This is a genomic window from Streptomyces sp. WAC 06738 (assembly GCF_003945505.1).
Taxonomy (GTDB): Bacteria; Actinomycetota; Actinomycetes; order Streptomycetales; family Streptomycetaceae; genus Streptomyces.
The window spans coordinates 1,224,043-1,238,972 of the sequence record NZ_CP029618.1 but is presented as its reverse complement, the minus strand read 5'-3'; the positions used below and the strand labels follow the sequence as shown (position 1 = coordinate 1,238,972).

Genomic DNA, 14,930 nt, shown 5'->3' with positions numbered 1-14,930 from the left:
AAGGACGAGGAACGTGATGAGCGAGACCGGCATCTCCCCGGAGGAGGGCCCGGACGGCGCGGCCCACGGCGACGAGCACGGGGAGCTGGGCGACGCCGAGTACGCCGAGTTCATGGAGCTGGCCGCCGAGGAGGGCTTCGACCTCGACGAGGTCGAGGGCGACCTGGCGCGGGCCGGGCACGGCCCGCTGCCCGTGGTGGCCGTCGTGGGCCGGCCGAACGTCGGCAAGTCGACTCTGGTGAACCGCATCATCGGCCGCCGCGAGGCCGTCGTGGAGGACCGTCCCGGCGTCACCCGCGACCGGGTGTCGTACGAGGCCGAGTGGGCGGGCCGGCAGTTCAAGGTGGTCGACACCGGCGGCTGGGAGCAGGACGTCCTCGGCATCCACGCCTCCGTCGCGGCGCAGGCCGAGTACGCGGTGGAGACCGCGGACGCGGTGGTCTTCGTCGTGGACACGCAGACGGGCGCCACGGACACCGACGAGGCCGTCGTGAAGATGCTGCGCCGGGCCGGCAAGCCGGTGGTGCTCTGCGCCAACAAGGTCGACGGGCAGTCGGGCGAGTCGGAGGCGGCGTACCTGTGGTCGCTCGGCCTCGGCGAGCCCCACCCGGTCTCCGCGCTGCACGGCCGCGGCACCGGCGACATGCTCGACGCCGTGCTCGACGTGCTGCCGGACGCGCCCGCGCAGTCGTTCGCCGGCGGGCTCGGCGGCCCGCGCCGGGTGGCGCTCATCGGGCGGCCGAACGTCGGCAAGTCGTCGATGCTCAACAAGCTCGCCAAGGAGGACCGCGTCGTCGTGGACGACGTCGCGGGCACCACTCGGGACCCGGTGGACGAGCTGATCGAGCTGGGCGGGAAGACCTGGCGCTTCGTCGACACCGCGGGCATCCGGCGGCGCGTCCACCTCCAGGAGGGGGCCGACTACTACGCCTCGCTGCGCACCGCCGCCGCGCTGGAGAAGGCGGAGGTCGCGGTCGTCCTCGTGGACGCGGGCGAGACGCTGACCGTGCAGGACACCCGGATCATCTCCATGGCCGTCGAGGCCGGGCGGGCGCTGGTCATCGCGTACAACAAGTGGGACCTGCTGGACGAGGAGCGCCGCTTCTACCTGGAGCGCGAGATCGAGCGCGACCTGGTGCAGGTGCAGTGGGCGCCGCGGGTCAACGTCTCGGCCCGTACCGGACGGCACATGGAGAAGCTCGTGCCGGGGCTGGAGACGGCGCTGGCGGGCTGGGAGACGCGGGTGCCGACGGGCAGGCTCAACGCCTTCCTCGGCGAGCTGGTGGCCGGGCAGCCGCATCCGGTGCGCGGCGGCAAGCAGCCGCGGATCCTCTTCGGCACCCAGGCGGGCACCCGGCCGCCGCGGTTCGTCCTCTTCGCCTCGGGGTTCATCGAGGCGAACTACCGGCGCTTCATCGAGCGGCGGCTGCGCGAGGAGTTCGGCTTCGAGGGCAGCCCGATCCGGATCTCGGTGCGGGTGCGGGAGAAGCGGGGCCGCAAGAAGTAGCGGCCCCGGCTCCCGTGGGCTGCGGGTGCCGCGGACGCGTACGGCGGCGTACGCGGCAGGGGACGGCGGGGCGGCGGCTCGGGCCCGCCGACCGGCCGTGGAGGCTAGTCGTCCGCCGCGCGGTGGCGGTGCACGTGGACGTGCGGTCGCAGGCGCCCCGTGGACGGCAGTGACGGGCGGGAGTTCATGATCGCGTCGAAGCGGAGCTGCTCTTCGCCGGAGCGGTCCCCGGGCAGCGCCCGGAAGAGCCGGCGGTACTCGGCGAAGAGGGCGTCGTAGATCGGCGTCCCCGACGGGCGGGCGGCCGCGTGGGGCTCGTGGGCGGGGCGCATGCCGGGAATCGCGTGGTATCGGTGCACACTTTGTGCAACGAAGGCGCGGTACGGAGGGATGCGGGTACGCGTTGCTCCGATCAGGTACCGGTGCTCCGTTCGGGTTTGGGGATCAGGTCCCGGTGAGGGGCATCGCCGCGCCGACGAGCAGCCCGCGCGCGGCGGCCTGCGCCAGCGCCTCGCCGAGCAGGTCCTCCCGCGGCTGCCGCCCGATCGCCCCGGCGGGCGCGGCGTACACCAGCACTTCCTGCTCCTTCGCCGCGGCGGCCCGCCAGCCGTCCGAGACGTGCAGCGGCTGGTGCGCCTGCCACCAGGCGGTCGGCGGCTGACCCGCGGTGCCGGGCTGCATCACGGCGTGCAGGTGGCCGGCGACGAGCAGCACGGACCACCCGGTCACCGGCGCCGGGGGCTTGACCATGTCCATCACGGGCAGGAAGCCGCTCTCGATGAGCAGCGGCAGGAAGTCGTCCCCCGGGCCCTCGGAGCCGGGCCGGACGACGGGCGCGGTGGGCTCGACGACCAGCGCGGGGCGGGCGTCCTCGCCGCACATCACCAGCCCGCAGGTGACGCCGAGGACGGCCTGCGCCTCGGCGTGGTCGCCGCCGGACGCCGCCGGGGCGGCGGGTGCCTCGGGTGCCGCGGGGGGCGCGACGGCGGCGGGGGAGGCGGCGGCGTCCGCGGGCACGGGGACCGGGGGTGCGGGGGAGACCGCGGGCGCGAGGGCCGCGGGGGCGTGCGCCTCCACGGGCGCGGGCGCGGGGGCGTGCGCCGGCGCCGGGCCCTCGTCCGCGGTGATCGAGCGTACGGCGCCCTGCAGTTGGTCCTCGGAGACCGGGACGACCTGCGAGGGGATGCAGGTGGCGTGGGCGAAGGCGAGCACCGCCGTCTCCTCGCCCACGAAGAGCACGGTGCTCGTCTGCTCCTGCGCGGAGTCGCCGGGGGCGCGGCAGGAGGTGCAGTCGTACGTGCCGGGGGCGGACTCGCCGGCGACGAGCCGGTCCGCCTCCTCGTCGCCGATCTCGGCGCGTACGGCGTCGCTCACTTCGAGCATGCGGGGCACGAGTCGCTCCTCGTCGTCGTGGTGCGTGTTCATCTGGGCACAACGGACGACCTGTGTGCGGAGTCACGCCCCGGGCGGCGATTGCCGAAACGGGGTCTACGGACCGTAGGGAGAAGACCGGAAATTCTCACTGTGAGTCAACTGATGTGCGAATCACGCGCGTTGGTGCCGTGAGGCGAGCCACAGTGCGACCGAAGATTTGCCAGACAAAGCCTGATTTGACCGGCGCGGCGACCTGTCCGGTATTGATCGATACCCGCGGTAACCGGCAACTGGCCTCGAATGACGGGGTCTTGGTTGATTACGCCCGACAAGCGTGCCTAGATTCGGCCGCCGCGTGCACCGAGCACCGCCCGGGCAGGGGACCCGGGTCCACCGAGAGGAACGAATGCCTTTCCCGAAGGGCGACATACGCGCCACCCGCAGTGACCGTACGACCAGTGAGGCAGGCACCACCATCAGCGCCAGCAGGACACGCAGCACGCGCGGCACCCGCCGGAACGCCGCCGTCGTCACCGGAGCCGCCGCGCTCCTCACCCCCCTCGCCCTCCTCGCCGCCGCCGCGCCCGCGGGCGCCGCGGACAGCGGGGTGTGGGACCGTATCGCGCAGTGCGAGAGCGGCGGCGACTGGGCGATCAACACCGGCAACGGGTACTACGGCGGGCTGCAGTTCGCCGCCTCCACCTGGGAGGCGTACGGCGGCACCGCCTACGCGGCCACCGCGGACGGAGCCAGCCGGGAGCAGCAGATCGCCGTCGCCACCAAGGTGCAGGCCGCGCAGGGCTGGGGCGCCTGGCCGCACTGCTCCGTCCAGGCCGGCGCATCGGGCGGGGCACCCGCGGTCGCGCAGCCGGAGCAGCAGGAGCAGCCCCGCACGCAGCCGCGCGCCGAGAAGCGGGCGGACCGCGGCGGGGAGCAGCGGCAGCCGGTGAAGCGCGGCGACGGCAACTACACCGTCAAGTCCGGCGACACGCTCAGCCGCATCGCCGCCGCGCACGGCACGCCGTGGCGCGAGGTCTACGAGGCCAACCGCGACGTCATCGGCGCCGACCCGGACGTCATCCTGCCGGGCCAGCGACTGCACGTCTGACGCATCCCTCAGCGGGCCGCCGTGTGCCACAGCGCCCCGGCTTCGGCGGGCTCGCCGCTGAACACCACGTTGCCGCGACGGAGTTCGTGCACCACCGTCGCCGCGGCCGCAAGGCCGGGCGGCAGGCTCTGCTCCGCGACGACGACGGTGGCGGCGAGCCCGCCGAGCAGTTCGTGCGTACGGGCCGCCACCGCGGCCGACATCCCCTGGCCCGGCTCGTCGAGCAGGACGAGCCGGGCGGGGGAGAGCAGCGCGCGGGCGACGGCCAGCATCCGCTGCTCGCCGCCCGAGAGGGTGCCGGCGCGGCGCGCCAGCAGGCGCGCCAGCTCCGGGTACGCGGCGAGCGCGGGCCCGGTGTCGCCGCCGGGGGCGGCGAGCCGCAGGTTCTCCGCGACGGTCAGCGAGCCGAAGACGGCGCGTACCTCGGGGGTCAGCGACAGGCCGCGACGGGCACGGGCGTACGCGGGCATCCGCGTGACGTCCTCGCCGCGCCACACCACCCGGCCCGCGGCCAGCGGCACCGTACCGGCGAGGGCGCGCAGCGCGGTCGTCCGGCCGGAGCCGTTGCGGCCGAGCAGGACGGTGAGCCGGCCGGCGGGCACGGGGAGGTCGACGCCGTGCAGGGCCTCCAGCGGGCCGTAGCGGACGCGGGCGCGGTGGAGGGCGATCTCGACGGTCACGGGGCCTCCGCGGGTGCGTCCCGGCCGGGGACAGGTCCTGCGCCGGACGCCGCGAGCACGTCGGCGGCGGTGCCGGAGGCGACGATGCGTCCTGCGGCCATCGCGTAGACGGTGTCGGCGAGTTCGCCGACGAGGCCGAGGTCGTGCTCGACGACGAGCAGCGCCATGCCGTCGGCGGCGAGCGCGCGCAGGAGGCGGACGAGCGCGGCGGTCTCGGCGAGGTCGAGTCCCGCGGCGGGCTCGTCGAGGAGCAGCACGTGGGGACCGCCGGCGAGGGCGCGGCCGAGTTCCACCCGGCGCAGGGTGCCGGTGGGCAGATCCGTGGCGGGCATGTCGCGCAGCGGCCCGTCGAGGCCGAGGAGCCGCAGCACGCGGTCTACGGCGGCGGGGTCGCGGACAGGGCCCTGTTCGGCGCCGACGGCGACGTTCTCGGCGACGGTGAGGGAGGAGAAGACGGCGGGCTGCTGAAAGGTCCGCGCAAGACCGAGCCGCGACCGCACGTGCGCGCTGCGCCGCGTCACGTCCCGCCCCCGCAGCACCACCCGCCCGGCCCGCGGCCGCAGCGTCCCGGCCAGGGTGTGGAAGAGGGTGGACTTCCCGGCCCCGTTGGGCCCGACGAGCGCCGTGACCCGCCCGGCCTCGACCCGCAGACCGACCCCGGAGAGCACGGCGAAGTCCCCGTACGAAACGGAGATCCCCCGGGCGGCGAGCACGTCTTCGCCCGCGGCGGGCGCACCGGATACGACGGCGGGGTGCCGGTCGGGCGGGGGAGGGCCGTGCTGCGCGCGCCGGCGCGGGGTGAGGCTCCGGTCCCCCGTGCCGGGCGGCTCGCGGCCGGCAGCGGACCGGCGCAGAGGGTGCGGTGGCTGCGGGGCTTCGCTCGTACGGGGCCCGGGTACGTCCCCACGGCCGGGGGCCGGCGCTGCGCCCGCGGGTGCGTCCGCGGCTCCTGGCGGACGTGACCCGGAGTTCGTGCTGCCGCCCGTACGTGCCCGTGGTGGCCCGGCGGAGACGGTGTCCGCCGGTGCCGTGCCCGCGTATCCCGCCGGAGGCGGTGCCGCGCCGGACAGACTCGTGCGTACGCGCAGCCCCAGCGGGGTCAGCCGCGGGGGCCGTAGCCGGCGGGCCGCCGCCGTGCGGAGGGCCTCGTAGAGGCCGCCGGGGAAGCGGCCCAGGAGGACCGCCAGGATGCCGATCACCGCCGCCGCCATGCCGCCGCGAGTGCCCGCGTCCAGGCCGACCAGGAGGGCCGAGGCCAGGAGCGCGCCCAGCATGCTGTCCGCGCCCAGCACGACCACCGCCGCGAACCACAGCAGGCCCCGCACCGGGTCGAAGGCGTTGGGGTCGAAGGCGCGGGCGCCCATGGCCAGCATGCCGCCGCCCAGGGCGGCCAGGGCCGCGCCCGCCGCGAAGGCGGTGACCTTCAGCGCCGGCACCGCGACGCCCGCCGCCGCGGCGCCGGACTCGTGGTCCCGGATCGCCGCCAGCGCGCGGCCCTGGCGGCCGCGGCGCAGGGCCCCGGCCGCCGCCACCGCGGCGGCGAGCAGCAGGAGTTCGAGCACGTAGTACGCCCGGTCCCCGGTGAAGCCCGCGGGGCGGCCCAGGGTCAGGCCCGACGTCGCGTACGGCTGCGCGAAGACGAAGCGGCTCACCGCCACCCCCACCGCCAGCGTGACCAGCGCCAGCGCCAGGCCCCGCCGCCGGATCGCCGGGTACCCGGTGAGCAGCCCCACCGGCGCCACCAGCAGCACCGCGACGCCGAGCGCCACCAGCTCCGGCAGTGCGGGCAGCCCCGGGAACCGCCCCGCCGCCAGCAGCGCCGTGAACAGCGCCCCCAGCCCCGCGTACGCCGCCTGCCCCAGCGAGACCTGGCCCCCTCGCCCCGTGACGACCACCAGCGACAGCAGCACCACCGCCAGCGCCGGCACCTGGACCGACGTGGTGAGGTCCGGGCCCGCGAAGCCCAGCGGCAGCAGGAACAGCACCCCGGCGACCAGCCACGTCCGCCCGTCGCCCGCCGAGTCCAGGGTGTCGGCCGGCACCCGCAGGAAGCCGTCGCCCGAACCGGCCCGTAGCCGCGGCAGCGCCAGCGCCGCGACCAGCAGCAGCACCGCGAAGAGGTTCGCGCCCAGCGCCTGCACCAACTGCTCGCTCCAGCCCGGCGGATGGAGCCGGGTCAGTTGCGCCTGCGCCACGCCGACCGCCAGCGCCACCCCCACGACCGCCGGCAGGCTCCGCAGCCCGGCCGCCACCGCGACCCCGATCACGGCCATCACCAGCAGCGGCAGCCCGTACGGGTCCAGCCGGTACTCCGGCGCCAGCAGCACGCCCGTGACGCCCGCCGTGAACGTGCCGAACGCCCAGCCGGCGTCCGCGACCCGGTCGGCGTCGATGCCGCTGAGCGCGGCGAGCCGTCGGTTGTCGACCACCGCGCGCAGCTCCCGCCCGAACCGGGTCCACCGGGTGACCGCCGCGACCGCGCCCGCCAGCGCCACCGCCGTGCCGAGCTGCACCCATGGGTCGGACGGCAGCAGTTCGGGCGCGTCGGTGCGCGCACCCGTACCCCACAGCAGCCCCGCCGCGCCCATGAGCAGCACGAACACCCCGAGCGACGCCACCAGCGCCTGCGCGCCGCCCGCGCCCGCCGCGCCCGACTGCAGCACCGACAGCGGCCGGAAGACGAACCGCCCCATGAGCAGCCCGATGCCGGGCGCGACGACGAGCAGGCTGACGGCCGCCGCCGCCCACAGCGGCCAGTTCCAGCCGACGGCGAGCTGGCGCATGACGTACGCGGTGACCATCGCGACCGCGCCGTGTGCCAGGTTGAGCACGCCGGTGGCGCGGTACGTGACGACGACGCCGATGCCCGAGAGCGCCGCGGCGCTGCCCACCGCGAGCCCGGCGAGCGTCAGTTCGTACGTGAGCGACACCTCACGCCTCCGGCGCGGCGGCGCCCCCGGGGCCCGGCTCGCAGACCGGGCACGGCGTCAGCGCCCGTTCCTCACCCCCGGCTTCCGCCGGATCCGCGACCGGTACGGCGCCGGGCTTGCCGTCGACGAGGGGGCAGCCTGGCCGGTGGTAGAGCGTCCCGCCGGGCACCGCCAGATACGGGCCGGCCGCGCCCGGCTCCGCGAGAGCCGGCTCGGGTCCCGCCGAGGCGCCCGCGTCGTCTCCGTCCGCCGCCACCAGCAGCCCGTACAACTCCTCGACCCGCGCCGCCGCGAGCCCCTGGTCGCCGCGCGACAGCAGCACCGCCCCGGCGACGATCAGCGCCGCCCCCGGGATCGTGCACGACGCCAGATACGGGATCTGCCGCTCGGCGAACCGCTCTCCCGACACCCCGTACCAGCCGACGGCGCAGAGCACGGCCCCCGCGGCGAGCGCGGCCCAACTGCCCCACTGCAGGGCCATGGCCTTCAGCGAGTGCCCGCGCGCCGGGCCGGTTTGCCGCATTCTGCCCCCTGTGCATCGCCGCCGCTTGGGATGCACTATGCCGTGTGTGGTTCTACTGCGCAGTAGAGCCGACCGAACGGCGGGACACTCGACGCATGACGACGTTCAGGGGTGAGGACGGATGACCCGAGGAGCACGCACGCGCAGCGCCGCGTGGCTGGCCGCGGCGGTACTGCTCACGGGGCTGGGCGCGGCCGGCTGCGGGGACGACGGCGGTGGCGCCGGCACACCGGACAAGACGCCGAGCGCGCAGGAGCCGGAGAGCAGCCCGGCGGCGGAGGCGAGCGAGGACGCGGACGACGGCGCGGGCGGCGCGGAGCCGGCCGATCCGGCGGCGGCGAAGAAGGAGATCGAGGAGAACTGGACGACGTTCTTCTCCCCGGACTCCGACGCCGACGCGAAGCTGGCGGTGCTGGAGGACGGCGAGGCGATGCGGCCGCTGATGACGGCGTTCTCCGACGACAAGCGGTGGAAGCAGGTCGGCGCCGAGGTCACGGGGGTGGAGTTCGACTCCGCGGAGGAGGCGGAGGTGACGTACGACATCGCGCTCAAGGGCGAGACGGTCGTGCCAGGCGCCACGGGCATCTCGGTGCTCCAGGACGGCTCGTGGAAGGTGTCGAAGCGGGCCATCTGCACCCTGGTCGAGATGAGCGGATCGCCGGGCCCCGGATGCTGAGCTGAGGAGGCCGGGGTGAGGAGGCCGGGGGGCGCCGCCCTGGCGGCGGCCGCGCTGGTGCTGCTGGCCGCGGCGTGCGGCAGCAGGGTGCCCGAGAGCGAGTTCACCGAGCGGCCCGCGGAGCGGGGCGGCGGTGCCGCGCCGTCGGGCGAGGCGCGCGGGGAGCCGGTGAGGGTCGGCGTCATCGCCAGCGAGACGAGCCCGGTGGGCGACGCGTTCAGCGGGCCGCAGGACGGCGCGCTGGCGTACTTCGAGGCGCTGAACGCGCGCGGGGGCGTGGGCGGCCGCCCGATCGAGGCCGTCACGTGCGACGACGGGGGCAGCGGCCTGGGCAACAGCGACTGCGTACGCGAACTGGTGCTGAAGGAGAAGGTGTTCGCGCTCGTCGCCACCACCTCGCTGAACTACGCCGGCGCCCCGCAGGTCAGCGACGCCGGCGTGCCGGACATCGGCGGCCAGCCGATCGGCGCCGCCTACGAGACGTATCCGCACCTGTACGGCATCTACGGCAGCCGCGCCCCGCGCACCGGCGGCAAGCCCGGCTGGGGCGGCGACCTGTACGGCGGCACCGAGGTCTACCGCTACTTCAAGCGGGAGCACGGCGCCCGCACCGCGGCGGTCGTCTCGTACAACCAGGCGGCCTCGGCCTCGTACGCCCGCAGCGTGACCAGCGGTCTGGAGGCCGAGGGCTACGACGTCGTCACCGAGCAGGTCGACTTCTCGCTGCCGAACTTCGACGCGGTCGCCGCCGACCTGCGCGCCCGCGGTGTCGACCTCGTCTTCGATGCCGTCGACACCGGCGGCAACGCCAAGCTGTGCCGGGCGCTCGACGAGGCCGGCGTGGAGCTGACCGCGAAGGTCACCAACGTGCAGAACTGGAACTCAAGCGTCCGGGAGGACTACGCGGACGCCGAGCGCTGCCGCAACTCCCTCTGGGTCACCGGCTCCAGCCGCAACTACGAGGACACGGAAGAACCGGCGGTCAAGGCGTTCCGCGACGGCATGGACCGCTACGCCGACACCGGCACTCGCTCGCAGTGGCAACTGGAGGGCTGGGCCGCCGCGATGTGGTTCGCGGACGCGGCGAAGTCGTGCGGCAAGGATCTGACGCGCGCGTGCGTCGAGGACTTCATGAACCGCGCCGAGCCCTACGACGCCGGCGGGCTGCTGCTGCCCGCCCGCTTCGAGCAGGTGCCGGAGCCGCCGAAGACCCGGCCCACGTGCGTGTCGGCGGCCCGCTGGCAGGACGACGCGGACGGCGGCGACGGCGGGTGGGTCACCCAGGGCGAGATGACGGAGAACTGCTTCACGGTGCCGCAGCTCCCGTACCGGCCATGATCGGCCGTACCACCCGCCCATACCGGCTCTGACCTGCCGTGATGCCGGGCGGCCGCGGCTGTGCGACGCTGATTCAGGGGACTGCCCGCACCCGTCCCGAGGTACACCATGCGGATCTCCTTTCTGATCAGCAACGCGTACGCCGTCGGGGGCACCGTGCGCACCACCTTCACTCTCGCCCGCGCGCTCGCCGAGCAGCACGACGTGGAGATCGTCTCGGTCTTCCGCCACAAGGATGAGCCGGTCTTCGACGCCGGGCCGCACGTGCCCGTACGCGCTCTCGTCGACGAGCGCCCCGACAGCCCCGGCTACGCGGGCGGGCATCCCGACTACGCCCGCCCCGCGCGCCACTACCCGCGCGCGGACGGCCGCTACCACCAGTACAGCGCGCTCACCGACCGGCTGCTGGCCGGGCATCTGCGGCACCTCGACGCCGACGCGGTCATCGGCACCCGCCCCGGGCTCAACGTCGTCGTCGCCCGCCACACCCGCCGCGGGGTGCTCCGCGTCGGCCAGGAGCACCTGACGTTCACCACCCACCCCCGGGAGCTGCGGGTGGCGCTGAGCGCCGCGTACCCGCGGCTGCACGCCGTCGTCACCATGACGGAGGCCGATGCCCGCGCGTACCGCGAGCACCTGCGGCTCCCGGGCGTGGTGGTGACCGCCATCCCCAACGGCGTCCCGGCGCCGGCGGTGGCGCCGTCCGACAACACCGCCCGGTGCGTCATGGCCGCCGGCCGGCTGGCGCCCCTCAAGCACTTCAACCACCTCGTCAAGGCGTTCGCCCGGGTCGTCAAGGCGCGCCCCGACTGGCAGTTGCGCATCTACGGCAACGGCCCCCGCCACGACGCGCTGCGCGCCCAGATCGACCGGCTCGGCCTCTACAACCACGTCCTCCTCATGGGCACCGTGCACCCGCTGGAGCCGGAGTGGCCGAAGGGTTCGATCGCCGCGCACACCTCGACGCTGGAGTCGTTCGGGCTGACCATCGCCGAGGCCATGCGCGGCGGCCTGCCGGTCGTCGCGGCGGACTGCCCGCTCGGCCCGCGGGAGATCATCCAGGACGGCGAGGACGGCCTGCTCGTGCCGCCGGGCGAGCCGGCGGCCGTCGCCCGCGGGCTGCTGCGGCTCATCGGCGACGAGGACCTGCGCCAGGAGATGGGCACCGCGGCGCTGGCGAACGCCGCGCGCTTCGACCCGGCGCGCGCCGCCGAGCGCTACGACCACCTCTTCGCCCGCCTGCACGCCCACCGCCCGACGCTGCCGCTGACCGGCACGGTGCTCGGCGGTCTGTACGCCCACCGCACCCGTGAGGAGGCGGCGGCGGCCTGAGGGCCGCCCGCCGGAGCCCGTCCGCCCTCGCCCGCGCTACGGCTCCCGCGCCCCCCGCTCGTCCCGCCGGTTCCGCTGCTCCGTCTCGTCCCGGCGCTCCGTGGCGAGGGCGTAGGGGTGGTGCAGGTCGAAGGCCGGGGACTCGGAGCGGATCGGCGGCAGGGTCTTGAAGTTGTGCCGCGGGGGCGGGCACGAGGTGGCCCACTCCAGGGAGCGGCCGAAGCCCCACGGGTCGTCCACGTCGACCTTCTCGCCCTCCTTGGCCGTGTGCCACAGGTTGTACAGGAACGGCAGCGTGGAGGCACCGAGCAGGAAGGCGCCGATCGTGGAGATCGTGTTGAGCGTGGTGAAGCCGTCGGCGTCGAGGTAGTCCGCGTACCGCCGCGGCATGCCCTCCACGCCCAGCCAGTGGTGCACGAGGAACGTCGCGTGGAAGCCGACGAACAGGGTCCAGAAGTGGATCCTGCCCAGCCGCTCGTCCAGCATCTTCCCGGTGAACTTCGGCCACCAGAAGTAGAAGCCCGCGAAGGTCGCGAACACCACCGTCCCGAAGACCACGTAGTGGAAGTGGCCGACGACGAAGTACGTGTCCGTCACGTGGAAGTCCAGCGGCGGCGAGGCCAGCAGGACGCCCGTGAGACCGCCGAAGAGGAAGCTGACCAGGAACCCGATCGACCACAGCATCGGGGTCTCGAACGACAGCGAGCCGTTGACCATCGTGCCGATCCAGTTGAAGAACTTCACCCCCGTCGGCACCGCGATCAGGAACGACGCGAGGGAGAAGTACGGCAGCAGCACCGCCCCGGTGGCGAACATGTGGTGTGCCCAGACCATGATCGACAGACCCGTGATCGCGACGGTGGCGGCGACCAGCATCACGTAGCCGAAGATCGGCTTGCGGGAGAAGACCGGGATGATCTCGCTGATGATGCCGAAGAACGGCAGCGCGATGATGTAGACCTCCGGGTGGCCGAAGAACCAGAACAGGTGCTGCCACAGCAGCGCTCCGCCCACGGACCCGTCGAAGACGACCGAGCCGAACCTCCGGTCCGACTCCAGCACCAGCAGCGCCGCGGCCAGCACCGGGAACGCCTGTAGCACGAGGATCGAGGTGAACAGGGTGTTCCAGGTGAAGATCGGCATCCGGAAGATCGTCATGCCGGGCGCGCGCATCGTGATGATGGTGGTGAGGAAGTTGACCGCGCCGAGGATGGTGCCGAAGCCCGCCAGGGCCAGCCCCATGATCCACAGGTCCGCGCCCACGCCGGGGGAGTGCACCGGGCCGTTCAGCGGCGCGTACGCGAACCAGCCGAAGTCCGCGGGCCCGCTGGGCGTCAGATAGCTGCTCAGCACGATCAGGCCGCCGAAGAGGAACAGCCAGTACGACAGCATGTTCAGCCGCGGGAACGCCACGTCGGGCGCGCCGATCTGCAGCGGCATGATCTCGTTGGCGAACCCGGCGAACGTCGGGGTGGCGAAGAGCAGCAGCATGATCGTGCCGTGGATCGTGAACGACTGGTTGAACTGCTCGTGGCTGAGGATCTGCATCCCCGGCCTGGCCAGCTCCGCCCGCATCACCATCGCGAGCAGGCCGGCGAAGAGGAAGAAGGCGAACGAGGTGATGAGGTAGAGGTGCCCGATCTTCTTGTGGTCCGTGGTGGTCAGCCAGTCCACGACCACCGAGCCGTGCCGTCGTGCGCGCGGGGGAGCAGGTGCCGGTGCCGGTGCCGCCTCTGTCGTCCCCATCGTCTCTGTACCTTCCGCTCGTAGGTCACGTCTGACGACGCCGCGTCCACGGCACGACGGTGCCACCGGTGTACGGATCCGGCGTGCTACGCGCGTTCGCCCGGTGTGTCGCGAAGGGGCCATCCGAGGGTTTATGCGGAGCTGACACCGGACGCCGCCATCCGGGGGAAATTCGATGAATTCCAGGGGGTCCGGCTGGTAAACAGCAGGTGCGATTAGCGGCCCTGACAGCAATTCCCGATAGCCCGTCAGGAGGGGCCTCTCGGACGCCTGTACGGGCCTTCTTCCGGGCCTCCCGGCGGGCCGCGGGCGCTGTGACAGAAGTGTGACCCGCGGTGAACAGGGCCGGGACATCCCCGTGGTCCGCCGCCCTACCGCGGCCGTGACCAGGGGCATAGCGTGGGCGCCATGGCGACTCCACCGAACCTGCCGACACCGTCCCCGAACCCCGACGACGACCCCGAGAGCTACGTCGGCCTGGCCGCCGCCGACGCCGAGGAGCGGGCCAGGGACCGTGGCTGGACCACCGTCCGCTCGCTACCCCCGGGGGCCATCATCACCATGGAGTTCATGGGCGGACGGCTCAACTTCACCGTCCAGGACGGCCGGGTCACGCGCTCCTGGGTCGGCTAGGGCGGGTCAGCCGCCCGCGCGTGCCTGCGGCCGGCCGCCGGGGCGGTCCGACTGCGGCGGGCGGCGGTGGCCCGCCGGGGTGACGGGAGGGCGCTCGTGCCGCGTGGTGTGCGGGCGCGGCGCCAGGTGCGGCCAGGTGTCGGGGCGGGCGGCGGTGCCGGAGCCCGAGCTGACCCGGGCCATCTCCCTGGTGCTCGGCGCACCGGTGCCCGTGGGGCGCTGCGAGACGATCGACACCCGCGTGGCCAGCGGCGACAGCGACGCGGGCGCGGGCGGCCCGGCGGCCGGGGAGCCGCGCAGCCGGTCGCGCAGGTGGAGCAGCCACGCCTCCGCGCGGGCCACGCCGGGCTCGAACCACGGCAGGGCCAGCAGCACGAGCAGGCCGGCGACCCAGCCGAGGAGCACGTCGCTCAGCCAGTGCGTACCGAGGTAGACGGTCGTGCCGCCGACGCCCAGCGCCACCATCGCGCAGACCACGGAGGCGGTCCTGCGGGCGCCCGGCGTCGTCGCCAGATAGGCCACGACACCCCAGGTCACGACGGCGTTCGCGGTGTGACCCGAAGGGAATATATCGCCGCCCGCCCACATCTCGTTCGAGCCGATCTGGGTGGCGTAGTGCGGGCCGAGGCGGCCCATGCCGATCTTCGCAGCGCCGACCGTGACGTTCAGCAGGAGCAGCGAGCCGGCCAGCATGAACAGCGGGCGCAGGGTGTGCTGCCGCCAGGCGCGCCAGCCGAGCCAGGCCAGCACGGCGACGGCGGTGGGGGCGCGCTGCCCGAGCACCACGAAGTAGTCCAGGAAGGCGTGGAACTCCGGCCACTGCTTGTACGGCCGGAAGAGCATCAGCTGCCAGTCGAGGTGCACCAGCCACGACGTGGTCACGACGGCCGCGACGATCCCCGCGTAGACGGCCAGCGACGACCAGAACAGCCACAGCCGGGTCCTGGTCATACGCGGCTGCCAGCCGCCGTGTGTGGTCGGACGCTCCGCTCCCTGCGGAGGTCTCTCTTCGGTTCGCACGGAATCGACGCTACATCGCCGACTGCGGTGGATTGACCAATCCCCCGGATTTGTAACGCCTAT

At 74.2% G+C, this 14,930-nt stretch carries 13 protein-coding genes; 6 read left to right on the top strand and 7 right to left on the bottom strand.

Features of this window, described 5'->3' with window-relative positions:
• The first annotated feature begins 16 nt into the window (after positions 1-16).
• Positions 17-1,507, top strand: coding sequence for a ribosome biogenesis GTPase Der (der, locus tag DMB38_RS05080; protein ID WP_125934138.1), 1,491 nt, complete (start codon positions 17-19; stop codon positions 1,505-1,507).
• A gap of 104 nt (positions 1,508-1,611) precedes the next feature.
• On the opposite strand, the gene DMB38_RS05075 is transcribed toward der, so the two are convergent.
• Positions 1,612-1,839 carry a hypothetical protein gene (locus DMB38_RS05075; RefSeq protein ID WP_047014994.1) on the bottom strand — a complete coding sequence of 76 codons (228 nt, stop codon included), beginning with the start codon at positions 1,837-1,839 and terminating at the stop codon, positions 1,612-1,614.
• Positions 1,840-1,951: 112 nt separating this feature from the next.
• Positions 1,952-2,932: a hypothetical protein gene (locus DMB38_RS05070; protein ID WP_125934137.1), complete on the bottom strand. Its 981-nt coding sequence runs from the start codon at positions 2,930-2,932 to the stop codon at positions 1,952-1,954.
• A gap of 355 nt (positions 2,933-3,287) precedes the next feature.
• On the opposite strand from DMB38_RS05070, the gene DMB38_RS05065 reads away from it, so the two are divergent.
• Positions 3,288-3,989, top strand: a complete 702-nt coding sequence (locus DMB38_RS05065; RefSeq protein WP_125934136.1) for a transglycosylase family protein — start codon at positions 3,288-3,290, stop codon at positions 3,987-3,989.
• Positions 3,990-3,997: 8 nt separating this feature from the next.
• On the opposite strand, the gene DMB38_RS05060 is transcribed toward DMB38_RS05065, so the two are convergent.
• Genes DMB38_RS05060 through DMB38_RS05050 form a run of 3 tightly spaced genes read right to left on the bottom strand, consistent with a single transcriptional unit; the run spans position 3,998 to position 8,080 of the window.
• Positions 3,998-4,669 (bottom strand): ATP-binding cassette domain-containing protein, encoded by a 672-nt coding sequence (locus DMB38_RS05060; protein WP_125934135.1) that lies wholly within the window; start codon positions 4,667-4,669, stop codon positions 3,998-4,000.
• Positions 4,666-7,599, bottom strand: coding sequence for an ATP-binding cassette domain-containing protein (locus tag DMB38_RS05055; protein ID WP_125934134.1), 2,934 nt, complete (start codon positions 7,597-7,599; stop codon positions 4,666-4,668). Before DMB38_RS05055 ends, DMB38_RS05060 begins: the two co-directional genes overlap by 4 nt.
• A 1-nt stretch (position 7,600) precedes the next feature.
• A complete protein-coding gene (locus DMB38_RS05050) occupies positions 7,601-8,080 on the bottom strand; it encodes a hypothetical protein (protein ID WP_125938817.1) in 480 nt (159 codons plus the stop codon).
• A 163-nt stretch (positions 8,081-8,243) separates the two neighbouring features.
• On the opposite strand from DMB38_RS05050, the gene DMB38_RS05045 reads away from it, so the two are divergent.
• From DMB38_RS05045 to DMB38_RS05035, 3 genes are all read left to right on the top strand, one after another.
• On the top strand, positions 8,244-8,798 hold the full coding sequence (locus DMB38_RS05045) for a hypothetical protein (RefSeq protein ID WP_125934133.1): 555 nt from the start codon (positions 8,244-8,246) through the stop codon (positions 8,796-8,798).
• 15 nt (positions 8,799-8,813) lie between these two features.
• Positions 8,814-10,136, top strand: coding sequence for an ABC transporter substrate-binding protein (locus DMB38_RS05040; protein WP_125934132.1), 1,323 nt, complete (start codon positions 8,814-8,816; stop codon positions 10,134-10,136).
• 108 nt (positions 10,137-10,244) lie between these two features.
• Positions 10,245-11,468 carry a glycosyltransferase family 4 protein gene (locus DMB38_RS05035; protein WP_125934131.1) on the top strand — a complete coding sequence of 408 codons (1,224 nt, stop codon included), beginning with the start codon at positions 10,245-10,247 and terminating at the stop codon, positions 11,466-11,468.
• Between the two features lie 36 nt (positions 11,469-11,504).
• On the opposite strand, the gene ctaD is transcribed toward DMB38_RS05035, so the two are convergent.
• On the bottom strand, positions 11,505-13,214 hold the full coding sequence (gene ctaD, locus DMB38_RS05030; RefSeq protein WP_206337650.1) for a cytochrome c oxidase subunit I: 1,710 nt from the start codon (positions 13,212-13,214) through the stop codon (positions 11,505-11,507).
• A 408-nt stretch (positions 13,215-13,622) separates the two neighbouring features.
• On the opposite strand from ctaD, the gene DMB38_RS05025 reads away from it, so the two are divergent.
• The gene (locus DMB38_RS05025) at positions 13,623-13,847 is read left to right on the top strand and encodes an I78 family peptidase inhibitor (RefSeq protein ID WP_047019786.1); all 225 of its coding nucleotides are present in this window, start codon (positions 13,623-13,625) and stop codon (positions 13,845-13,847) included.
• Between the two features lie 6 nt (positions 13,848-13,853).
• Here DMB38_RS05025 and DMB38_RS05020 read toward each other — a convergent pair whose 3' ends face one another.
• Positions 13,854-14,867 carry a phosphatase PAP2 family protein gene (locus tag DMB38_RS05020; RefSeq protein ID WP_240661981.1) on the bottom strand — a complete coding sequence of 338 codons (1,014 nt, stop codon included), beginning with the start codon at positions 14,865-14,867 and terminating at the stop codon, positions 13,854-13,856.
• Positions 14,868-14,930 lie beyond the last annotated feature (63 nt).

Excerpts from the sequence above, each read along its gene's own strand:
- der (WP_125934138.1), top strand. The coding sequence starts at position 17 with ATGAGCGAGACCGGCATCTCCCCGGAGGAGGGCCCGGACGGCGCGGCC.
- DMB38_RS05075 (WP_047014994.1), bottom strand. The coding sequence starts at position 1,839 with ATGCGCCCCGCCCACGAGCCCCACGCGGCCGCCCGCCCGTCGGGGACG.
- DMB38_RS05070 (WP_125934137.1), bottom strand. The coding sequence starts at position 2,932 with ATGAACACGCACCACGACGACGAGGAGCGACTCGTGCCCCGCATGCTC.
- DMB38_RS05065 (WP_125934136.1), top strand. The coding sequence starts at position 3,288 with ATGCCTTTCCCGAAGGGCGACATACGCGCCACCCGCAGTGACCGTACG.
- DMB38_RS05050 (WP_125938817.1), bottom strand. The coding sequence starts at position 8,080 with ATGGCCCTGCAGTGGGGCAGTTGGGCCGCGCTCGCCGCGGGGGCCGTG.
- DMB38_RS05045 (WP_125934133.1), top strand. The coding sequence starts at position 8,244 with ATGACCCGAGGAGCACGCACGCGCAGCGCCGCGTGGCTGGCCGCGGCG.
- DMB38_RS05035 (WP_125934131.1), top strand. The coding sequence starts at position 10,245 with ATGCGGATCTCCTTTCTGATCAGCAACGCGTACGCCGTCGGGGGCACC.
- ctaD (WP_206337650.1), bottom strand. The coding sequence starts at position 13,214 with ATGGGGACGACAGAGGCGGCACCGGCACCGGCACCTGCTCCCCCGCGC.
- DMB38_RS05025 (WP_047019786.1), top strand. The coding sequence starts at position 13,623 with ATGGCGACTCCACCGAACCTGCCGACACCGTCCCCGAACCCCGACGAC.